The organism is Richelia intracellularis HH01, from assembly GCF_000350105.1.
Classification (GTDB): domain Bacteria; phylum Cyanobacteriota; class Cyanobacteriia; order Cyanobacteriales; family Nostocaceae; genus Richelia; species Richelia intracellularis.
In genome coordinates, this window is the sequence record NZ_CAIY01000027.1 from 169,765 (window position 1) to 193,677 (window position 23,913).

The 23,913-nt window shown below is 35.6% G+C and carries 11 protein-coding genes and 1 pseudogene; 2 read left to right on the forward strand and 10 right to left on the reverse strand.

What is annotated here, in order from left to right; all coding sequences use genetic code 11:
- Nucleotides 1-55: 55 nt before the first annotated feature.
- Entirely contained in the window at nt 56-1,492 is a 1,437-nt protein-coding gene (locus tag RINTHH_RS02390; protein WP_008232467.1) for a phosphoglucomutase/phosphomannomutase family protein, read from the reverse strand.
- 1,465 nt (nt 1,493-2,957) lie between these two features.
- On the opposite strand from RINTHH_RS02390, the gene hetI reads away from it, so the two are divergent.
- A complete protein-coding gene (gene hetI / locus RINTHH_RS02395; RefSeq protein ID WP_008232468.1) occupies nt 2,958-3,677 on the forward strand; it encodes a 4'-phosphopantetheinyl transferase HetI in 720 nt (239 codons plus the stop codon).
- A gap of 462 nt (nt 3,678-4,139) precedes the next feature.
- Here the strand turns inward: hetI and RINTHH_RS02400 are convergent, their stop codons facing one another.
- The 6 genes and pseudogenes from RINTHH_RS02400 to RINTHH_RS11470 all read right to left on the reverse strand — a co-directional run bounded on the left by RINTHH_RS02400 (nt 4,140) and on the right by RINTHH_RS11470 (nt 15,104).
- A complete protein-coding gene (locus RINTHH_RS02400; RefSeq protein WP_008232470.1) occupies nt 4,140-5,657 on the reverse strand; it encodes a thioester reductase domain-containing protein in 1,518 nt (505 codons plus the stop codon).
- Nucleotides 5,658-5,659: 2 nt separating this feature from the next.
- The gene (locus RINTHH_RS02405; RefSeq protein WP_008232472.1) at nt 5,660-7,309 is read right to left on the reverse strand and encodes a PfaD family polyunsaturated fatty acid/polyketide biosynthesis protein; all 1,650 of its coding nucleotides are present in this window, start codon (nt 7,307-7,309) and stop codon (nt 5,660-5,662) included.
- Between the two features lie 71 nt (nt 7,310-7,380).
- Nucleotides 7,381-12,053 (reverse strand): annotated as a pseudogene (locus RINTHH_RS02410) (PfaB family protein).
- 121 nt (nt 12,054-12,174) lie between these two features.
- On the reverse strand, nt 12,175-13,917 hold the full coding sequence (locus RINTHH_RS02415; protein ID WP_008232486.1) for an SDR family NAD(P)-dependent oxidoreductase: 1,743 nt from the start codon (nt 13,915-13,917) through the stop codon (nt 12,175-12,177).
- Nucleotides 13,918-14,014: 97 nt separating this feature from the next.
- Nucleotides 14,015-14,446 carry a peptidase associated/transthyretin-like domain-containing protein gene (locus RINTHH_RS02420; RefSeq protein ID WP_052312023.1) on the reverse strand — a complete coding sequence of 144 codons (432 nt, stop codon included), beginning with the start codon at nt 14,444-14,446 and terminating at the stop codon, nt 14,015-14,017.
- A 121-nt stretch (nt 14,447-14,567) separates the two neighbouring features.
- Complete coding sequence (locus RINTHH_RS11470; protein WP_008232488.1) at nt 14,568-15,104, reverse strand: COG3321: Polyketide synthase modules and related proteins; 537 nt, start codon at nt 15,102-15,104, stop codon at nt 14,568-14,570.
- 52 nt (nt 15,105-15,156) lie between these two features.
- On the opposite strand from RINTHH_RS11470, the gene RINTHH_RS11475 reads away from it, so the two are divergent.
- Nucleotides 15,157-15,327, forward strand: a complete 171-nt coding sequence (locus RINTHH_RS11475; protein WP_331270888.1) for a hypothetical protein — start codon at nt 15,157-15,159, stop codon at nt 15,325-15,327.
- Here the strand turns inward: RINTHH_RS11475 and RINTHH_RS02425 are convergent.
- The 3 genes from RINTHH_RS02425 to RINTHH_RS02435 form a co-directional block, all read right to left on the reverse strand.
- Nucleotides 15,307-20,100 carry a type I polyketide synthase gene (locus RINTHH_RS02425; protein WP_008232489.1) on the reverse strand — a complete coding sequence of 1,598 codons (4,794 nt, stop codon included), beginning with the start codon at nt 20,098-20,100 and terminating at the stop codon, nt 15,307-15,309. The genes RINTHH_RS11475 and RINTHH_RS02425 overlap by 21 nt on opposite strands.
- Nucleotides 20,101-20,583: 483 nt before the next feature.
- On the reverse strand, nt 20,584-20,862 hold the full coding sequence (locus RINTHH_RS02430; protein ID WP_008232490.1) for a hypothetical protein: 279 nt from the start codon (nt 20,860-20,862) through the stop codon (nt 20,584-20,586).
- A gap of 631 nt (nt 20,863-21,493) precedes the next feature.
- Nucleotides 21,494-22,795, reverse strand: coding sequence for a ParB/RepB/Spo0J family partition protein (locus RINTHH_RS02435; protein ID WP_008232491.1), 1,302 nt, complete (start codon nt 22,793-22,795; stop codon nt 21,494-21,496).
- Nucleotides 22,796-23,913 lie beyond the last annotated feature (1,118 nt).

Below are 23,913 nucleotides of genomic sequence, written 5' to 3' on the forward strand. Positions count from 1 at the left end.
AATATGAACTCTATCCTGCTGAATCATTATCAGATCGTATCCTTTTTGGCTGTCTCTACTCTGCCCACTGTTTTACCCAAGCCAAGTTTGCATGTACTTGCTCAAGGGTAGGAGCTTCACAGTATAGCCGTAAAACAGGTTCAGTACCACTGAAGCGAATCATCAACCAGCTTGTATCTTGCAAACGGAATTTATAACCATCAATTATTTGACAATCAATAACTGGCTTACCAGCAATGTTGTTTAATGGGTAAGTTTGTAATTGCGTTAAGAGTCGGGCTCGTACTTCCATACTTGCAAGGGGTAAATCGATGCGATCATATGCGGAAACAAAATCCGTTTGTAACTGCAATTGGCGGTAGTATTCCCCCAAATTCAAACCCGACTCCACAACTGCTTCTAGTATGTATAAGGCTGATAATAATGCATCCCTTTCAGGAATATGGTTTCCATAGCCAATTCCTCCTGATTCCTCACCTCCCAACAGCACCTGTGCGGTTAACATTCTATCGGTAATATATTTGTATCCCACAGGTGTTTCAAATACAGATAGATTATTTAATGCAGCAACACGGGGAATTAAGTCAGAACCGCTGACAGTTTTTACTACCTCCCCGCTAAAATTCCGTCTTTTTGTCAAGTGATCAATTAAAATAGGGATTAATATTTGAGAACTGAGAAAATTTGCATCTCCATCAACAGCAGCAATACGATCACAATCCCCATCAAATACCAAGCCCACTGTTAACCCTGTAGATTGCTCGTGCTGATAATTCTTCATAGTCTGGATAAAGTAAGATAGATACTTTGGCAGGGGTTCTGGAGCACCACCTTCAAAAGTTGGATCACGATTACTATTTATTTCTTTAACTCCTTTTCCTAGAAGTCTTTCCAAACCACCAGCGGCTGCACCATGCATCACATCTGCAAACAGGGTCAACTTACCAGAAGCAATAACTGAACGAATCTTGGCAATATCCACCTTACTCTCTAATTCTGCACAATAATTATGCCAAGAATTAAAGTATTCTATTTTGCCTGGCTCCTCCGCTTGAGGAATTTCTTCGTTCAATGATCTTTCAATTTCCCGAGTAACTTCTGGAGGAACTGAACCACCAAAGGCACTCTTAACTTTTAATCCAGAATATTTACCTGGATTGTGACTAGCGGTAATAACCAAAGCCCCCAAAGCATTTTCTTGTTTTGCAGCCCAACTAAAGGCTGGTGTTGGGGCATAGGTTTGGCTAAATAAGACGTCAAACCCAGCTGCAGAAATAGCTTCAGAGACTTTAGCAGCAAAGTCTTCCGCCATAAACCGGCGATCGTAACCGACAACAATTTTACGGTTGCCTACTTGCTCTCCGTAGGTATTAAGTAGTACTTTTGCAGCAACTGGTGCAACTACAGCCAAGCGTTCAAAAGTGAACTCATCAGCTATTACACCACGCCAACCATCCGTACCAAACTTAATTGAGTTAGCTGCAACTGGCATCGAGATATCTCAACTTTCTAAACAAGTATTTTTGATTTCATAACCAATATACCGAACTATTGGATTTATACCTATTAGGTCATATTCAATTTATACTTCAACAGATTAGTTAAATTAAACTAATCATACAATCTTAGCCTTTTATTAAAGAATTTGGTAGATAAATAATAATAACAAGTAATAATTATAAATAGCACTCATTAATGAGTGCTATTTATAATTATTTTAAAAATAAATGTAATTATAGAAGTTAGACTTCAAAATAGAGATATTAGGAAATAGCTCTAGCAGCTATTATGATGGAAGTAAGTCTATATATCTACTATATCGAAAGGATTATTTATTTAAAATAGGAGTTAAGGTCTTGGAAAAAAAATAAAAAGCAAGAATAAAGAAGTGATAATTCTCTGAATGCTAATTTTTAATTATATCTTGAAGTACTACAATAATTCTATATTATAAACTTACCTATTGTAGAGTAATTAGGCACAATCATTTATGCCAGAAAATTAAATTAACAACTTCCATTTATTACCTTGAAGATGTACTTTTAACCATCCTGATCTTTTATCTTAGTTATGTAAATATCAAATAGATAATACAAGTATTTATTGATATTTTACTAATTTTTATTAGCCTATCCATAAAGCATTATGACTTCTATTTTTATCAGAAAAGCTAATTGTTGAATAGATTTTGAACAGGTAATTAAAATATATAGCTATTTTGGATAAATTAATTATTGCCTGAAATTCTATTTTTATAGATTCATTTTTATATGATTGATTATCCTTTAGCGCACATTTTTCTTGTTATTTTGATAGTATTTTACTATCTGTGCCAATATTAATAACTATATTTACCATTTACCCCTGTTCAATATATTCTGACATTTAATCACCTATTTTTGGATTTAGATAGTCTTATTCTATATCTGTAATATTTCCTAAAATATGTTGGTCTTTCCATTGCTCTAATATCTTGAATCTAAAAAAACAAAATCCTAATCAATCATCTTTCTGTTTCTTATAGCCTGAATAGTACTATGCATAGTCTTAATAATTTAAAAATACTGACAAGTAGACTACCAGAGAAAAAATACAAAGTTGTATAATACTTATAAGGTAAAATTATTTTTTATTTGTCCAAGACATTATTGATTTACTAATATAAATATTACCTTTTGTTTCTTTGCACACAGTTATATACATACTAATAACAGTGAGAAAGTAATATCGATAAAAAAATAGCGGTCTTTTCTTTTCTTAGTAATCCAAGTAAAAATTAAAAAATATTTACCTTCCTCAAAAAAAGTTTCAACTGTAACATATTCCTTACAAATATTTTGGGAGGGATAATTACGAGAGGAAAAATAAAGTAGATTTAGGAAAATCTATCTTACCAAATATCCCTTCCAATCCAGATACCCAGAATCGATATTTTTGCCAACAAAACAAGCCAAATCATGACTGTTATTAATCCTAAATGGATACCTGTGCCAACAGATTTGACATTATTATCGGATGATGTTCACATTTGGCGAATTCACCTCGACTTGCCAGAAGCAGAACTTCGAAACTTACGTCGAACCTTGTCTGAAGACGAAATTACCCGTGCAGATAGATTTTATCAAAAGTTACATAGACATCGCTTTATTGCTGGCCGGGGCCTTTTACGAAGTATATTAGCTAATTATTTAGATATCGAATCTAATCAGGTACAGTTTGAATATGAACCATTGGGAAAACCCAAGTTAGTAGATATTTATGGTGAAAAGCAATTAAGTTTTAACTTATCTCATTCTCAGGGTTTAGCATTATGTGTAGTTAGTTACGATCGTACTTTAGGTATAGATTTAGAGTATATTCGCCCCATGTCTGACTTACTTTCTCTTGCAAAGCAGTTTTTTGCTCCTTCAGAATATAGTTTAATTCAGTCTCTCCCTCCACAACAAAAGCAAGAAATGTTCTTCCGTTATTGGACTTGTAAGGAAGCTTACTTAAAAGCTACTGGGGTGGGTTTATCCAAGTTAAGGGAAATAGAGATTAACATTGGGATGAAAGACTCAGCAGAATTAAACAATAGTCCTAATTGGCATTTAATAGAAATCAAGCCAGGTGATAATTTTGTTGCTTCGATGGCAGTGAATGGTTTCGATTGGCAAATTAAATATTGGCAATATTAACAGTTGAGGGTTGATATTGACTTAAATTAGTCTAATTTCTGTGTATAGAATCCCGACTTTTAATATCGTAAAAGTCGGGATTCTGAGGCTTGCATGATTTTGTTTATTTTGTTTGCTTATTAAAACCTAGTAGATATTCTTAGTATGTTATTTATTTTTCCATTTATTAAGGTTTGTTAGACTTTTATAATGGAAAATTAATATGCAAATAGCCTTCCCAAAAATCAGCCTGCATAATTAAAAAAAATGCTGATATATTCATCATTATTTATAGTGAATTTATACTGTTAATTGAAACCGAAAAGCTGTATTTATTTTCAAAATACAGCCGGGTATATCTCACCTGTTAGCAAAATGGAAATCAAATATGTGATAAAATAAGTTATATCTTAAGTAGTTTTAAAATAAAACCACTAAGTATTTGTTACTTTACCCATATCATAGTAAAAGTACAATAAAATATTAAGCTGCACCTAAAAAACCATTCTGAATCAAGAATGCAGAATAAGTCATCAACAATTCAGAATCCAAAGGAGGACATACAATCCCGCTACCTGCGAGAGCATTTAATGTCTCTTCACAACTTATTTTTGGTCTTCTGGATTGTAAGTATAAATCAGGGATAGTGATTTGCTCATCAGACCACCTTTCTAGTAGGAAAGGGCGTAAAGTGTACAGTGGATTGTCAGGAGAAGATAGATTATTAATTAATCTTGCTTGCCATTCTTCGTAAGGAATCTTCTCTACTGGAAAACCCATGGAATTAATCCAATCTACCAGATGGCTGAGAGGTTTAGGCTGAGGATGTTGTAAGTGGGAAGCTTTACCAATAAATTCTTCTTGCTGGGATAGATAAACAATTGCCTTACTAACATAATCTACTGGAGATGCATCTAATATATAATCCACATCAGGGAAGCATCCCATTTGAATGCAACCTTTTATAAATAAGTTAATAAAATCACTAGTATTGCACATACCCGTGCAACTATCACCTGCGATTAGAGGAGGTCTATGAATAGTAATAGGAATTCCACGACTACCGGCCAATTTTACAAGCTTTTCGGCCACCCATTTGGTTTGGGAATAACCAAGAAATATGCCCTCCCAATTTTTGAATTCATCATTCTCCCTAACAATTTTACCAGCATATGCAGATGACTCAAACACCGCAACGCTAGAGATATAGTGTACTGCTTTGAGTTTGAATAGGCTTGCCATCCTTAGGACCTCTTGAGTTCCCAAGACATTGGGTGCTTTAAGTGCAGAGTAAGGATAAACATAGTTGAGCATAGCACCACTATGATAAATAGTATCAATATTCGCTGCCAGCATCTCAAAGCCTTCTTGACTAATTCCCAGGTAGGGCAGGGATAAATCCCCTAATACAGGTATTATTCGCGACTCAAATTTCTCTTCCCACAATGCATAAGATTTTAAGTTCAGTTGTAATTTTTGCTTTCCAGCATTAATATCATCTGCTCGTACCAAACAGTAGATGTCTGCATTAGTTTGCCGCAACAATTCGTAGATGATAAAAGCACCTAAAAATCCTGTTCCCCCTGTTAAGAAGATATTATCGACTTTTCCAGCAAATCGGGAGGATTGAGAAGGGGGGACAATAGTAGGTTCTAGAAATATTTCTGCATTTAGATCTAGATCTGTCGATTCTCGAATAATTGATTTGGTTTGACCATTATGTATTATCCCTGCATTAATCTCTGCTGACTCTTCTGCTAAACGTTGGGATAACATGGCAATATTAGGATAATGCCACAACAGTGTAGGAGATATTTCAAACCCCAATATTTTCTCGGTTTTTGTTACCAACAACATTGCCTGGGTCGAATCCAAGCCATACTCTTCCAAAGGTTGTTGAATATCGATTTCTTCAATTTTTACTTGTAATGCTGATGCTAAATTAGAACATAACCAGTCTTGAATTTCTGAATGGGTATAGGCTTGTTTTATAGCCATCATCTTTACACCTCTAACGTAGAACTAATGGGGTAATAGTGGCTGTATTGATCAGCAATTTGTAGTCCTTGCATTTTTAAACTTTGAATCCGGTATAAAAATGCGGCTCCTGTCATTATATGGTTGGCAATATCAACTACATGGCGATTTTCTGGTGAAGTTAGGTAGGAACCTCTTACCCAGTCATTAAAACTACCCATAGCTGGGCCACACCAAATTTGGTAATCTAATTCTCTACCTTTCTCTCCAGTATTCGACCACCGTGAGGATAAACCCAAATACCAACGAAAAATTAATGCCATTTTCAATTTAGGATTATTAAGTGCTTTACCTAATTTGTCAGGATTTCTTTGCGATAAATAATTTGCTGTAACTTCCCAAACTTCATCTAAGGCCATACGGAAAATTTGTTTTTCTAGCTTCAGTTTTTCCGTATGGGGAATTTCTTCAATAGATTTATAATTACGGTAAAGCTCATACAATTTTTGTGCGCGTAGAGCAAACATTGTTCCTCGTTTAAGGACTTGTAATTTCACACCCATTTCAAACATATCTGCGGCAGGTGCCATCATTACATCAGCCATTTCCGCTTGGCTTAGAAGTCTCTTAGCATGTTTGCTAGCTCCAGACTCTAGACAAGATTGATTCACAGAACCAGTCACTACATAGGCTGCACCCATCATAAAAGCAGCAAGAGCAGACCCAGGGGTAGCAATACCTCCAGCAACTCCCACGCGAATGGGATAGGTGTAATTATATTTGGCTTGGATTTCATCCCTTAAGGTAATTATGGAAGGGAGAAGGCATACTAAGGGTCGGTTATCAGTATGTCCTCCAGAATCAGCTTCCACGGTAATATCATCAGCCAAGGGAACTTTATTGGCAAGTTTAGCTTGTAATTCGGTGATTAGTCCCTGAGATACCAAACCCCGAAGTATTTTTTCTGGGGCCGGTTGCATAAATTGGGTAGCAACCTCTCGGCGCGAAATTTTAGCAATGATTTTGTTGTTTATTTCAATTTTATTGACAGAGTTAAGACTAAGTCCTACAGCACGATAATAAACAATATTGGGGGTAATTTCGAGAAAAGCCGAGGCTTCAATTGTTTTAACCCCATATTTTAGATATAGATCAACCACACACCTTTCCATAGATGGCTCATGGGGACTATGAATTAAATTGAAGGCATATGGTCCTTGGGGTAATTCCTTTTGGATGTGTTGAATAGCTGCCTCAATTTTTTGGATTGGTAATCCTCCTGCACCAAAGGAAGCAAGTATTTTAGCCTTACCTAGAGCAATGATCATATCTGCGGAAGCAATCCCATTAGCCATAGCCCCGGTTGCATATGCGCACTTTACACCATGGAATGAGAGAAAATTACAATCACCTAGTTGCTGGGGGAAAATTGGAGGAGTTGCCATCAAAATTTTCACTTCAGCGACATCACTTGGAGATATGTAGCCGTCGTTGGTAATGCCAATTTTATCGTTCGTTCTAACTACATAGCATGGTTTATGAAGAGTAAGTAGGGTTTTTTTTATGGCTTCTGGTGTAAAGCAGATTTTTTCTAAGGAGCCTTTCCAAGTTTGGTTGGTATGATGGTATGAAGTAAGGCGAAGCCCGTTGTCTAATAGGACATTTGCTATGCTCACGGTTGATTTCCTTATCTGAGTTGTTTTATGTGGGAGCACAAAAAATAGGAGAGAATGTAGAACTATCTTTTCTACTTTTCACTTTTCAATTCTTCCAGAAGTTTTTCAGCACAGACGATTTGTAATTGAATAATTTGACTCATTTGCTGGCTAAATTCCTGTCTAGATTTGAGAAAGTTTTTATGGGTTTTGTGAAAAAAACCATTATTTTTGTGTAGTTGTTTATCAGTAAGTTTAGTATTGAATATTGCTATGGTTGACATTGAAGGTGCCGGCTGTGGATTTTTTTTATTAACAGTCTTGACGATTTGTGGGGTAACTGATGGTATCTTTGATGCCTTAGGAATAGCCTTTATGTCAATTCCATGTTTTCCTTCTTGCTGGGGAGCAATGAATTTTGTCTGAGGAGAACAAATAGCCTTGTTAGCAATACCGTGAAAAATTTTTTTATTCTCTTTTGTGACAATTTTGTCAGTGAAACTATCTCCGCCCAAGATGACTTTTCTTTGAGTTGTTTTTGCTTTGTTATTTATTGGTAATTTCGAAGCAATTAAGGGAGATAAGTCTATATCTACTTGATGGCTAATAAGTTTAGCTAGGGCTTTGATTAAACCAGCATGGTCATCTAATCCCCGACGGTTCAAAGATACGGCAAGATGAGGGCGGTCATTTAAGTTCTTATCTATCCATCGAGAACACACATTGCCTGCACCAGTTTCAATAAAGATTCTAGCCCCATCAGCATACAATTTATTTACTAGACGGGGGAAATCTAGTTGTTGACAGAGCCCAGTAGCTATGCTACTGGCTATAGTTTTGCTTCCTAAGGTAATGGGATAATATTCTGCAGCAGAGTAAAAGATTGAATTTGGGAGTTTTTGCTTAATTGGCATGGTGTTTACTCTAGTAATTTCACCATATTCAGATCGCATTGCTGGACAATGGATAACATGGTCGAATGGAGCCCTAAAAGCATTGCATCCAATTGTTTTGATGACGCGATCACAAGCCTTTGGCTCACCTGCTATGACTACTTCCTCAGAGGTATTAATTTGAGTAAGGAAAACTTTTTTCTCGTGTTTTATGCACTCTTGCACGTAAGATGGTGCAGCAACTAAGACGTAATTTGCCCAAATGTTATTATCTGGGGTGTTGTGGGAAAGTAAGTGCCAGTACTCACGAACGGCGTTTTTTGCTCCGGCAAGTCTATCGATAAATAGGGAAGATTGGTGTAAGGAGTTAACGCCTTGAGTAAACTTATCCCACACTTCCATCGCAGTCATCATACTGGTTTCCCCTAAGCTATAACCAAAGACAAATTTGGGTTTGATTTGAAATTCATCCCGCATAATTTGGGTGATAAATCTGGTGAATAGTATATCTACATCAAATATTGCCAGAGGATCATTGAGGAATTGTCTTTCCAAATTTTCCAGTTGTTGGAAGGAAAGTTTGTTAAGACTCCGGGGAAAGACTTTTTGGGAGATGTCTGCAACTAAGTCTTGGAGTTCGGCAATAGCCACATCATCATAAATGTGGGGAAAGAGACGAAATAAGTTACGGGCAATACCAAGGTAGGAGTTGATGGCGGCAGGGTAAACATAGGCAACTTCGCCGATTACCCCTAGAGGATTACCAGTGAAGTAACTACCTAGGGGAGTTTGCCAATCTTTATGGGTTTCTAAGGCTATTAGCATACCCTTATATGCTGAATTTATTTCCCTGATTAGTTCTTCCTGATTGTGCGCCAAGATTACAAGTGTATATTGTCCTATGGGGGATTGTTGATACTTAATCAAGGCTTGGTTTGAAGCATTTACCAGGGAAGTCCCATCATTTACGGTGGCAGCTAATGTATCTAATTTATTAGATATATCTGCGGTGCTATTAGCAACAAAAGGGAATAAATAGAAAGGAGTCTGTTGTAAAAACTTATTACTTTCTCTTTTCTTTTTCTCGACTCCTCTTTTTCTCTCCACCCCCTGTTTTATACTTGCCTCTTCTTCTGACAAAATTATATGAGCATAACTGCCATTAGCACCTATACCATTGATAGCTGCCATTCTTTTACCTGCTTGTTTCTCCAGGAACCAAGGCCGAGATTCTGTGGCGACATAGAAAGGACTACCATGCCACTGCGTCTGATTTTTGACTCCCGTCCACTTCGGAGTTACCGGGATATAATGATGATATAAACAGAGGGCAGTTTTAATTAAACTGGCAATACCAGAGGCTACATGGGTATGTCCTATATTTGCTTTAACACTACCAATTGCACAAGTTAAATTGCTGCTACCATTAGCATAAGCTTGAATTAAACCATCAATTTCTACCTCATCTTTTTGCGGGGTACCACTTCCTACTACTTCCAAATAGTTAATATCTGTATTATTTACTCCGGCATTTAATAATGCTTGTTGACAAACCTCATGAATACAACTTGCATTTGGAGTTCCTAGATTATCTTCCTGTTGTGTAAAGTTAATGGTATCAATAACTGCATAAATCTTATCTTTTCCTTGTTTCACAGTCTCATGGCTTTTTAATACCACTGCACCTGCACCCTCACCAACTACCCAACCATCAGATTTTTCATCATAACCTAGTGTATTTACCCCTTGGTTAATGGGGGCAAACTGGTTATGTAATAGAACATTTTCCACACCACCCGCCAAATCTACTGCACCAACTAGTACCGCATCAGCTTCTCCTGTAGTAAGTAGGTGCTGTGCAACTTCCAGTACTTGGAAAGTTGAATTTTCATCAGTTGTCATGGTAAATACAGGAGCAGTAAAATCCCATAAGGAAGAAATACGACTCGCCATAATATTGGCAATATAACTTACATACTCGCTGCTATCTATGGGGTTGTGAATACTATCCTTTACTATGTTTAACAGTAGATCTATTTTATCTGTTGGGAGGGTTATCTCCCCAGCAACCAAACCTTCCCTAACTTGCCAATCACTATTCCATCTTTGCTGTAACTGATGTACAGATAACTCAGTCTCTGCAGCAATCACTACCGCTACATTACTACCAGGTTTAATATCTGCATCTATTAAAGCTCTTTCTGCCACCTTTAACATTAATAGTTGTTGTTGGTTGAGCTTATCTAATTCATTGGGAGGAATCTTACTAGAAACGGTGTCAATGGTAAACTCTTTAATGTAAGCCCCATCGGGTGCTTTACCATCTTTTAAACCATACTTTTTTAACAATTCAGCTTGAGTTTCTATACCATGCCATCTCTGAGAAGGTAAAGGTATAAAATGCTGCCTTCCTTCGTAAATAGTACGCTCAAAAGCATCTAAACCATCACATTCTCCAAAAAGGGCATCCATCCCTACAATTGCAACCCTAACAGGTTTCATTGGTTCTGAAGGAGTTACTGACTTGTCAAGATTACCTTGTTCTAAAATCATATGGGCATTTGTTCCACCTAGACCAAAAGCACTAATAGCTGCACGTTTTATCGGGTTTTCCCAATGAGTATTATTAGTAACAACCCTTTGGGGAGAAATCACATGATTTTCATCGCCTTGGGGTTGATTAACATTTATTGTTGCAGGGATCATACCCTCATTCATACTCAACAACACCTTAATTAGACTTGCTGCACCTGCCGAGGTTAATAAATGCCCTATATTGGATTTTACCGAACCTACTAATGGTTTGGCTTGATATTGTCCGAAAAAAGACTCAATAGAGTTAAGTTCGGTGGCATCCCCTAATAGAGTACCCGTAGCGTGGCACTCCATATAATCAATTTCCCTAGGACTAATACCAGCCTCTTTATAAGCACGTTGAAATGCCAAGGTTTGTCCCTTTACATTAGGACTAAGTAAATGTTTACCTTTCCCGTCATTGGATAGACCATTACCACAGATAGTTGCATAAATGCGATCACCATCTCGTAATGCATCACTATATCTCTTCAAGACTACCATTCCCGTACCTTCAGCAGTCAACATTCCTCTGGAAGTTTTATCTAGGGGACGACTAATATCATTGTTTTCAGGGTAGCCTTGTATACCAGAAAATAGCATCCGTAGGAATAAAGGATCGGCACAACTAATACCTCCAGCCAGCATTAAGTCTGCTTTATGCGCCCACAAATAGTGAGATGCTAACTTAGTTGCATATTGGGGTGAAGAGCAGGCAGCATCAATGCAAAAATGTATGTTAGATAGAGATAAAGCTTGAGCAATAATAGCCGTAGGTAATCCGGATATCATTGCGTTATAGAGAGAGGTTGGGGATAATTGGGTTACATTAAAGTCTGGTTGTTGTATTAATTCTTGAATTGCAGGGTTAAGGACTTCTTGATAAAGAGATGTAAATATTCTATTAGATAACTTTGTAGGTAGGGAGAGGTTACCTAAAATAACCCCTGTTTTTTTAGAGTTTTGGGCTTTTCTAAATAACCACTATGTTGTAGAGCTTGTTTTGCACTATAAAGTGACCATTTGAAGGTGTCATCTAATTGTTCTAGGAATAACGGGGGGAGATTATATCCGTTGGCATTAAATTCAAAGTTGCGAATAAATGCACCTTTAAGAGAGTAGATTTTATCAGGGGTGCGTTTTTTATGGTTATAGAACATGCTCGGTTCCATCCCCATCTGTTGAAGAGTAATTGAGGATATGGAATCTTTATTATTAATGAGATTTTGCCAAAACTCCTGGGGATTATTGGCATCAGGAAATAAGCAGGAAAATCCAATAATTGCTATTTTTTCCATTATTTTGTTCGTATATTTTTTAATGTATCTCAGTTATAAACTCAGTTATAAACGTCGAAAAAGTGGTTTATAACAAATAATTTTACAGATCAAAATTAGTTTATTCCTTGTATAATCTCTTTTATTCCTGTTTCATTGCCATAAGTTTAGCAGGAAATATAATACCTTTTGCCCCTAAAATTTGAGAGTATAATTTTCCTTTCTCATCATGAATATAGAAATCTGCAGATACTCCTGTAACAGTTTTACTGGTAATTTCACAAGAGACATAGAAGTTTGTATGATCAGGTATTTGCTCAAACTGCTCATATCGGGATAGTCCTCCAGGAAGACAAATTTGTTGGTGAAAATAAGATAACCATAGCCATAACCCGTGAGTACTTAAATCTGTTGTGAACCCATTAATCCAATAAGCAGGAAATTGTCCTTGTTGCTGTTTACTAATTTCTTGCCAAAAGCATTCTGTAGTAATTTTTGTTTGGTCAATATTGATCACTCTTTTTATTTGCTGAAAGGAAGGGCCATGGAATAGTGAAGATACCCCTTTTTGATAGAAATCTTTACCTGTTAGGGTAATTATATTATCTAGACTTAAATTTAATCTTTGGTATATAGGTGCAGGGGGTATATCCCTAAGTAATATGATGTTAGCGCTAAAATGATAAATGGGTTTACCTTGGGGGTTTTTACTCCAAATTTTACCTTGAAATTTTACTTCATGTTTGTCTGCACTTTTAGCTATCTCTTGCAAGTCTAAGAAATATTCACTTGCTAAAGTTTCATTGAATGTAATGCCTTTGAGGACTTTAAATTCCCTACAACTAAAAGCTTTATGTCCAGGATAAATTTTCTCACAGGTATCAGATATCCAAGATACAGCGCAAGTAGCAGGAAGAACAGGATTACCTGCAATTACATGATCATGTAGAAATGGATTTGCTGATAGTTTTAGTTGACGGCGAATAGTATATTTCTTTAATTCTGTTCCTATAAATGCAGATGGGGGAATAGTGGGACTACCAATTATCAACTGGGTTGTATCATTATGCTGTGCTTGTAATTCATTTACTAACATTTGTGTCCCAACTTTTATAGGAATAATATCAATTCCCCGTTTAGTAAACTCCTTTTTTAATTGTGGTGTTACCATTCCACTATCCCAAGCACCCCAGTTAATTGCTACTACATGACAACTAGGGTATTTTTGCTTAACTAAATGAGCTGATTTGTTAAGAATTTCATTTGCGATTGCATAGTCTGACTGTCCTATGTTACCATAAAAGCCGCTGACGGATGAGAATAAAACTAAATATTCTAGCTCACTTGAATTAACACATGATAAAAGGTTTTCTAATCCTTTGACTTTAGCATTATAAACTTTCTCAAAATCATGTTCTGTTTTCTTTTCAATCAGTTTATCAGCTAAGTTTCCCGCACCATGGATAATGCCTGTTACTTTACCCATTCTCTCAACACAAACACTAATTTTTTGATGTAAATCCAGGGTATCTGTAACATCAACATTTAAGTAAGCAACTTTGCTACCAGTTGCCCGAACATCTGATAAAGTTTGTTTAATTTCTCTATTTCCAACAATTTGTTTATAGAGATCTTGTAACCTTATTGGTGTAGGTTTTTCGGACCTACTAATTAGATAGTCCATAATCCGCTTTTTTAAAGAGGGTTCATCAAAGCACTCTTTCGCAAATTCTGGTTCATTATTGATTAATTCAGAACGTCCCAAAATAATAAATCTACAAGGGTATTTTTGTGCTAAGTTAACTATGCATTTAGCGGTAATTCCTTTAGCACCACCACTTACAACAAAAACTGATTCCGGCTTGATTTCTACGTTTACAGACATAATTCTCCTATTTGTTTAAATCAAATTATGTGAAGTGGATCCGGTGAGTAAGTATACAAATATATGAGTCCAATAATGTCTCTAATGTGGGAGTAAATCAAATTTTCACAATGTAGACAGAATACCTATTACGAGGGTATTCAGGAACTTTTTTTGGCGTAGAATTAAGTATAATCATGGTAATAATAATTAGGGCAATTGTGGCTCCAATTAAAACGGGAAATAAGTAACTGCTATTGATATCAGTATTTAATTCTGCCAAACAAATATCTCCTAGCTCTTTTTGTTGGAGAGATAGTTTGATAGATGACCTGTAATTTATATAACCCTTAGCTGTTATGCTTAATTCACCTTGCTGTATAGCAGTATATCTAGAATAAATTACTAGTTGGTAAATTCCCTCTATGTCTGTATAACTAAAAACAGTGGTATCGTCTAATTTCAAATAGACTCTAGCTCCACTAATAGGAGCTTGTCTGCCCTGGTCTATCACACGACCAGTGTATGCGATGCTGGTAGGATATGACATGTATAAATAGCATCAGGATGCAGAAAAAAACAGATAAGATTAGCGAATAGGGAGCAGAAAGCATAGGGAAAACACTATATTCTTGTTACTCCCTTACTATTTTGCTCCTTTAACCTAGTAATTAGGCTATTAGAGTTAACCTTCCTTGAGGACCATAGGCTACTTCAGTGAGATAACGGTTAGGGTCATGTAATTCCGCAAAAATGTAACTGGCTGTATCCTCCGCATTAATATCGGGACTAATATCTATAGCTCGACAGAAGACTCTTGGCCATTCCCAAGTCATACTCTTGCTTAAACCGAATAATCCTGCTCCAATAGCTCCAAAGTTGATTTTCTGTTCTAATCCAAAGGCTCCATCTAATCTAGCTATGGTACAGAAATAGCTACGTCCATTAATATTTGCAGCTTGATTAAGGAACTTTTTCAAATGTTTTGCCATTAAAAATATCTGTTTCACTATTGCTTTTTCCTCGGGAAAGTACGCAACCGGATTGTGGTTATAGCTGATGAATATAGGATGTAGATGTATGAATGCTCCCACAGGTCCATAATTAGTTGTAATTACATTTAGTTGCTGCTGCAGGTGTGCTTCGCTTAAGTCCTCTAAGATAAAGCGGCTGACTCCCAAAGGTAGATTAGATTGTTGGGAAATCAAGGAAGGGGGAAAACTTAAAACTATTACTTTCCAATGACATTTTATTAATTTATTGGCAAGTTCATATGTCGTAGGAGAACCATCATCGGTAATGATAGCGATATATCCTTCTGGTAATGTTATGTCCAGAAAATCTGGTTCAGGAAGAGTTTGTAATCTACAGGGAAGTCGTTTGACATTGTGTTTTAACTCTCTTAACTTACTAGGAAATTGTGTAGGTTGAGACTTTTTTTTTCTCAGTTGCTAGTTGCTGGAGGTAATCAACAATTTGAGCAATAGTACGCAATTCACCCAACTCTTCCACATTATCGGGTTGTGGCAGTTCTGGGTACATTTCCTGCAATGCACCCATGATTTCTACACGTTTGATGGAATCAATCCCTAAATCTGCCTCCATATCCATATCCAGTTCTAACATTTCTACTGGATAACCTGTTTTTTCGCTAGTAATAGCCAATAGATTTTTGGATAAATTGCTCAAATCTACTACTGATATGGCTGCTGGTTCAGTTATTCCCTCATCAACCACTAAATTTTCTTCTGTGAAGTCAACAATATCTTTTTGGACAGTAGCAGTTCCAACTAATACTTCAGTTTCATTTCTAAGAGGAACTTCTAGAGTTGAAGATACTAGGTGCTCAGAAGCAGATTTAGCTACTAAGGATTTCAGGTAATCAACAATTTGAGCAATAGTACGCAATTCACCCAACTCTTCCACATTATCGGGTTGTGGCAGTTCTGGGTACATTTCCTGCAATGCACCCATGATTTCTACACGTTTGATGGAATCAATCCCTAAATCTGCCTCCATATCCATATCCAGTTCTAACATTTCTACTGGATAACCTGTTTTCTCACTTGTAATCACTAACAGGCTTTCAGATAAGTTGCTCAAATCTGCTATTACACTTTCAGTCACATCTTTATTTATAGCAGTATTAATATCTGTTATAGCCTTTTTGTGTAAGGTTTCTATAGCTTCTTCTGCTACAAATGATGTTGGTGTTTGCACAGCTTCTACAGCGACATTAGTACTATTATTCACTGCAGATGAATCCTGAATTTCCCATGATTGAGAATTAGCAGTGACCAAATTCTCTTTTTTCTCAGTTTTAATAGATAATTGGCTGGTAGATTCAACAGGGTTAATTTGAAGTTCTGGTGAATTTGACGGACAAGTGTTTACAATCGGGTTTAGTTTCTCGGAGATGGCAGAGTTTTTCTCTACTAGTTCAACTGCTTCCGCACCTATCAAATGGGAATACTCCTTTTGCATTAGTTGGAAAAAGTTTTTGGTGTATTCCACCTGCTGTTGCAAATATTGCTCATGAACCCTCAAAGTATCACCCTGCTGAGAGTGGAATTGCTGTATGCTTTTATTTAAACTCTCAATCATCTTACATTTCAATTGAGTCATTTCTTTGCTAGAAGCACTATGCGCAAACAAGGAATTTTTTTGCTGCATTAGTTTGAAAAAGCTGCGGGTATACTCTACCTGATGATTGAGATAATTACTATGAATTTCTAAATTATCACTTTGATTTTGCTGAAATTCAGTCAGGACGTACTCTAAACTAGATAAAATGCTTTGATAATTATTGATTTTATGTTGATTCTGCATGTCTGACTGAGAATTGGGGAGAAGAGAAGCATGGGAAACCGAAGTTGGGATCTGGGATGATGAAGTTATTTCCGAATCATAACTTGTAATATTAGCTTTACTTTTCTCTTGAATATTATTAGCCTTTGCACTCAATTCGACCTTTCCTAATTTTTCTTCAGAAGATAAAATAGGTGCAGATTTTTTACCTTCCACTTTTACAGAACCATTTGTCTGGAAACCTATTGAACTTGAACTAACTTCACCCATTGGAACTATTTCTTTTAGTTCTAAATCTGGTTTTAGGATTTCCATGTTCAGTCTACCATTGCTATTTTTTCTAACTGTCTGAGTATAATTGCTACCCTTAGTACTTTGTATGTGATCTACCTGATCAATATTTTGCAATGCCTGTGCAAACCCTTGCTTGGTTTTATCAGACACATAGTTCATACCATTTAACTGGAACTTTAAACCCTTTTTGGTTTCCGTTTCTGGAAGTGGCTTAGGTATATAATAAGGATCAAGGTTTTGCAGACATAAACCAACTACTCGCAATTGTAGTACAGCTTGGCGTAATAAGTGATCACTATTTTTCTGAGCACTTGGATTTAGAGCAATCGCCAAATGAGGACGCTCACCCAAGATATCTTTCACTAAGTTAGTGAGAATCTTACGGGGACCAAATTCAATGAAACAATAACCACCTGCATCATAGATATTTTCAATTTCCTGTTTAAACAAGACAGGGTTGGAAATATGAGTTTCCAAAATTTTCTGAATCTCTGATGAAGTTTGTGGATATTCCTTCGCCGTCACATTCGTATATACAGGTACTTTGGGAATTTGGAACTCCACATCCTTAATAGCAATGGCAAATGACTTCTCGGCAAAAGCAATCAGAGGAGTATGGAATGCTGCTGCTACAGGTAGCAATACTGCATTGCTACCTTGTTGACGTAACAAGTCCTTTAGCTTATGGATATCTGCTGTAGGTCCTGCTAACACTACTTGCGTGGGGGAATTAAGATTAGCTATTGCAACCTTAGGAAATTGCTTTAGTATAGCCTCTATTATCTCTAACTCTGACTTTACTGCCAACATGGTACCAGTATCATAGTTGGGATATTGAGGAGCTGCCATAGCCTGTCCACGAGACTTTACTAGGAAGCAATAATCTTCATCAGTTAGTACTTCTGCGGCCCATAATGCTGTTAATTCCCCAAAACTGTGTCCAGCAACAAAATCGGCTTTAAATCCGGCTTGTTTAAGAATTTTATACAGCCCAGAACTCAACAGACCAATGGCAGGTTGTGCATATTCTGTCCTTTGTAGTGCAGCAGCTTGACTATTTCTTTCCATCTCAGTGAATACCGGATTGGGAAATACAACTTCGGATAATGGCTTTAATTTCTCTTGCAGCAACAGACCATCCATGTAACTATACATTTGCCGCATTTGTGGAAAGTTCATCACAATTTCCTTACCCATTTCCAGGTATTGGCTACCTTGGCCGGAGAATAAAGCTACTACCTTACCATCTAAATTCATTCCTGTTGCACGGTAGAAAATCCCTTGGGGATGTTCCCAAGATTCTTCAGCAGACTTATTTTTCAACAAATCTATACTCATTGCCAAAAACTTACTAACTTGAGTTAGAGAATCAGCAACAAATCCTACTCTTGCATTAGTTGGAGGAATTTCTAAATACTTACAATTCTCAATCAGACTAAGATAGTACTTCTCTCTTTGTTCCGATTGCAACTGATTTAGTGTTTCTTCACACTTCTCTAACAACTTAGAGGGGCTATCTGCATACAGCAAGACCTCAAATCCAGAGTGGTTTAGACGGTAAGCCTGCTCGTGTTCTTTTTGATATTCTTCTAACACTACATGGTAATTAGTTCCACCAAATCCGAAGGAACTTACACCTGCTCTTCTAGGGGGTTGCCCCTCTGCTCTAATCCATGGTCTAGTTTCGGTATTTAAGTAGAAGGAAGAATCCTTAAGGTTGAGTTTGGGATTAGGATTTTTAACATTGAGGGTGGGTGGTAATATCTTATGATGTAGTGCCAAAGCGGTTTTAATTAAACTGGCTACTCCAGCAGCTGCTTTTGTATGTCCAATTTGGGATTTTACTGTCCCCAAGGCAATATGTTGCCGTTTTGCATCAGTTTCTCCAAAAAAGTCTCGTAGGGACGCAAATTCTGTGGGGTCTCCTGCCATAGTTCCCGTCCCGTGTGCCTCAATTAAGGTAACAGTTTCGGGTGCAAAACCTGCATCATTGTAAGCACGACGTAATGCTGCAACTTGCCCTTCCTTGCGAGGAGCATAAATACTCTTAAACTTTCCATCACTGGAGGTACCAATGCCCTTGATAACAGCATATATATTATCCCTATCCCGTTCTGCATCTTCTAGGCGTTTAAGCACCACCATTCCTATACCTTCACCAAGCATCATGCCATCTGATTCAGCATCAAAAGGCTTAACTCTTTCCCCTGGAGAAACTGCAGGGGTTTTACTGAAACTAATATAAGCAGTAATAGAATTATCGGTGTCAACACCACCTGTGATCATCATATCGCAACGATGATCAACTAATTCCGCAATTGACATCTTTAAGGCAGCTAGGGAACTAGCACAAGCTGCATCTACAGTGCAATTTATACCCCCCAAATTCATACGGTTAGCAATCCTTCCCGCAATCACATTGGATAACATTCCAGGGAAAGAATTCTCGTCCCACTTTACATAGGCACTTTTGATTTTCTCAATGATTTTTTCTGTATCCTCATCAGATAAGCCACTATTTTTCAAGACTTTTTTCCAAATAGGATACTGTAATCTAGACGAGAGAGCAATTCCTAATTTAAGAGCTGCCGAACCTAAAACTACCCCCACATTTTCACGATTAAACTGACGTTCTAACCCATAACCAGCATTGGTCATAGCCTCTTTTGCAACTACCAAACTGAGTAATTGGGAAACATCAGTAACTTCTAATATATTAGGGGGTATACCAAATTCCACTGGGTTAAAATCCACATTAGGAATGAATCCACCCCGTTTACAATAAGTTTTATCTTCTAGAGTTCTGGGATTAGGATCGTAGTAATCATCAATATTCCAATGGGAAGTTGGAACATCAGTAATGCAATCTATTTTATTAACAATATTTTGCCAATATTCTTGTATATTTCTTGCTTCAGGAAATATGGATGCCATCCCAATAATTGCAATGGGAGTATGATGCAGTTTACGACCTATATTATTTAACACAGATGTTTCCGACCTCATTTTCTTTTCCTCTATAAACTTAACTACCGCCTGTTCGCAATTATTAATCTGCCCTTCTAATTGTAATAAGGCAGTATCAACCCAAGAAGCAGACATAGGAACAATATTTGTTGATAGTTGATAGTTAACATAAAGTTTTGAAATGATTGAATATCAATCATTTCAACTTGCTTTAAACATTCATCTTGAAGTTTATGATATTGTGGCAAAACTAAGTGGAGGTATGATCCAAATATTTCATTGTGTTTTAGCTTACTTATTTCTCAATTACAGTGTAGAAAAATCACAATTAATTAGTTCTAATACTATCTATTGAATCCCTCAGTAATTTGAACTACAGTATCATTTATATCCTAACCAATAAGCCAAAAGCCTACTTGGATAAAATCAAAGCTAAATAGGATAAACTACTTGCTTTTATCAGGATAATTTAGTGCTAATCTCAGGAAGTAATTTGATTTAAAAAACATATTTTCTACCTTAAGTTGATACCAAATATTATCTTTGTTTTTACCTTATAGTCTTTATCCAACAGCTATTCAACATCGAATTTTTACTTTATAAAATTTAGGTATTAGATTATGAAATGCTTGATTCCTGATACTGTGGCATCAAGTCAATAACATTGTTGTAACTTGAAAAATAGTCTCTAAGAACATTAGCAGCTTGACCTGTAAACTCAATCCATTCTGAATTATTAACATGCTCAGATGTAAATTCCCAGGGAACTTTTATAGATTTAGGAGTAGCTATGAGAACATAAATTCTTTTTTCTCCAGAACTGGTTTGACCATCTAGCCTTATAGCAGCAACGTAGTTAGTATTAATAACAAAGTTCTGTATCTTTATAAAAGCCATAGCAAATTACAAAGTCCAAGATAATATAGTTTAAGAAATATGGTGAAAGAATGTTGACAGATTTGTTACAGAAAAAATATATTTTCTCCGAGCTTATCAAATTGAGTAAACAGGGAAAAAGCTGTAAAAATAAACCATATGAATTGCAATTTAGTATTAAATTTACACATGTTTAATCGACTCAATAATATAGTTTATTGCCGATCTAGCTATAAAGTTTATTAATAAATAACTAACATATATGCAATTTAAAAAAGAGTTAGATATTATTCATTTCTCAAGAAAATATTTATCACTTTTATAAGTACATTTTAAGAACTAGTATCAATAAACGCTAGCTTCTATAAAAAAATACTGTGATTTAATATGTTCGTCTCTATATAAAGGTTAGCCTAATAACATGAAAAATATTTTATTGTCAACTAAGACACAGAGATAATTAATACATGGAGTGTGTTTTTCCAGTACCATATCTTTTTCATAAAAACCTGATATTTTCTACAAAGGCGAGTAAGTTTAGATTGTAGATATGAAAAGCTAATAGGCAATGAAGACTAGATGGATATTGTGTAAAATACTTTTCTTAAAGTTATTGTTGGTTAGATTCGTTAGCTAAATATTATATTCTTTTTTAACCTCTAACCAACTGAGGTTGCATGCCAGTAAGGTTTTGCCAACGCATTAAACCACGATGAACAAATTCCCGATTTCTATCACCAACAAGGCATATACGTCCCATTCTTTCACAAGTTACCAGAATTTCACCCTGTCCCATAAAGGGAGCCACTACCAAATCATTGGGGCTAGTATACAAGTGTAATAAATAATTAATAATTCCCTCTACTCCTTCCACTTGAATTGGTATAGGTGGTTGGGGAATAGATTGTTGGGCAAATATCCCCACATAAATACTTCCAAGCACAAATTCATACTGAAAATTCATCTGTTGCTGGCGACAAAATTGGTAAATATAGCCCTGAGAGCGTAAAACAGCTACAACTTTGGCTTTTCCTATCAAGTAATCGTGATTCCATGTAGATGATAAAGTAGCGATTGCTAATGATGCATCTTGTAATAATAGGTTGATAAATTCGCTACTAGTAGTATCCCCACTATATACTTGATGTCTCCCTAATATCCATTCTCTAATCGATCCAGACTCTTTTACTGAAATAGATGCTGGTGCAATTTTTAACTTAGCGTCCTGGGATACCAGGATATTCTGTAAGGTAATTAGTTGTAATTCTTTTCGCTTTGCTTCAGCCTGTTCTAGGATTTGCCTTTGTTTTTCTATTTCAGTGGTTTCCCCAGATTCCTGGGCAGCTTTTAGAGACTTCTGTGCTTCTCCCAAAATAGTTTTCACTGAACTAGCAGCCCTGGCTACCTGCAAGAGTTTTGTGGGACTATTAGCGATTGCAGTTCCCTTAATTATCTGCTTTACTTCTGGAGCAATATCCTTGGCAATTTGTTTACCATGTTGGAGGGTACGTTTGGAATATCCAATTTCTTGAGCAAATTCCAAGTTTGTTTTGACTGGTGGTGAAATAGTTTCACTACCTCCCAGAGTATATTGATTATCCCCTGACTTAGCTTTCAGGCCCATATGTGTTAGTAATATATCCCTCTCCAGCCATAGTTCTGCTCTTTCTAAGGCTTCTAACTCATTGCGGATCAAATTTTCATCAATCTCTGCCAATCGAGCTTGTTCATTACTTTGATAATCAACAATATGGCATTCAATTTTCTTTATTCCTAATTGCTTATAGGCTGTAAGGCGATGCAGTCCAGCAATTAAATTCAATTGTTTATCTATAGTAATAGGATTCAATAAACCGTTAGCTTTAATTGATTCCTTTAATTGGGTTACTTTTTCATTCTTTATCGGACGACGATTGGCATCAACGTGAATTTGGTTTATGGTTATTTTAGGCATAATTAACTATCAGCAAAAAATTAATTTGTATATTCACAGATGAATATCACTAATATAGTGAATATTGCTCTTATTGATTTTGAATTTTCAGATAAGTTTTACCAAGTAATTCTATTTAATAATGTAGATATTAACACAAGTATATGTCTACTGAATATGGATTGTACTACTAATAGGTTAAAAGTAACTTATTAAGAAGATTTATAAGACAATAGAGAAAAATCTAAAATGCAAAATAAATATTGCCAAATTAATACATAATTATATTTCAACAGTAATTTAATTAATAGCAATATTTAACCCTAGATTTTTATAATCGCTAATATAAAAAGATTAATATTAGCGATTATATTACCTGAGGTAATACAGTATACAAGACAAAATTATGATCAGTTTTACATTTTTTTAATGTACATATATTATATGTATAATTGGTGAAGTTGTAACTAGTAAATACTGAATTAGTCAAAAACTAGTCATACTCAAAATTAAGAACAAAATATGTACTGAAAACTAACATCAAAAAATGTAATCATTATATGGCTTTTGATATAAATTATTTGAAATAATATTCTTATATAGTTAATTGATAGATGTATTGGGGAATAAGTTTTAATTAAACTAAAATTTATATCAACCTATCTAGTTCTAATACTTATTACCTTCTGTTATTGTACAAAGTTTAACAATTCTTGTAATTAGGTATTAAATTATTGACAAAACCTTCAATTATTTTGATAATAAAATTTACTTATTCCACAATATATTGCTAATTGATCAGAGGCACTTTAAAATGTATGTGGAAATCACTAAAATCTCAGGTTCATTTTTATGCTTAATTTAACTAATTAATGATAGACTATTCACACAGAATATGTATATAATTACACTATTATAGGCTAACAAACACCTAAATTTATGTGTAAAAACTATGCTCAGATTTCAATAAATTATTTTTCGAAGTTGATAAAAGATAATAATATACTCTAAGTTTAAAACCGAAAAATATTATTACTAATAATAAATATTCTCTAATAGAAGGATCTATAATTAGATAATAAATCATGATTTAATTATTTTTTAAGTCTTATAAATAAATAGGAACATCAAATTTTAGC

Bases quoted from the DNA above. Each gene is read 5' to 3' on its own strand.
- RINTHH_RS02390 (WP_008232467.1), bottom strand. From the start codon at position 1,492: ATGCCAGTTGCAGCTAACTCAATTAAGTTTGGTACGGATGGTTGGCGT.
- hetI (WP_008232468.1), top strand. From the start codon at position 2,958: ATGACTGTTATTAATCCTAAATGGATACCTGTGCCAACAGATTTGACA.
- RINTHH_RS02400 (WP_008232470.1), bottom strand. From the start codon at position 5,657: ATGATGGCTATAAAACAAGCCTATACCCATTCAGAAATTCAAGACTGG.
- RINTHH_RS02415 (WP_008232486.1), bottom strand. From the start codon at position 13,917: ATGTCTGTAAACGTAGAAATCAAGCCGGAATCAGTTTTTGTTGTAAGT.
- RINTHH_RS02420 (WP_052312023.1), bottom strand. From the start codon at position 14,446: ATGTCATATCCTACCAGCATCGCATACACTGGTCGTGTGATAGACCAG.
- RINTHH_RS02425 (WP_008232489.1), bottom strand. From the start codon at position 20,100: ATGTCTGCTTCTTGGGTTGATACTGCCTTATTACAATTAGAAGGGCAG.
- RINTHH_RS02430 (WP_008232490.1), bottom strand. From the start codon at position 20,862: ATGGCTTTTATAAAGATACAGAACTTTGTTATTAATACTAACTACGTT.
- RINTHH_RS02435 (WP_008232491.1), bottom strand. From the start codon at position 22,795: ATGCCTAAAATAACCATAAACCAAATTCACGTTGATGCCAATCGTCGT.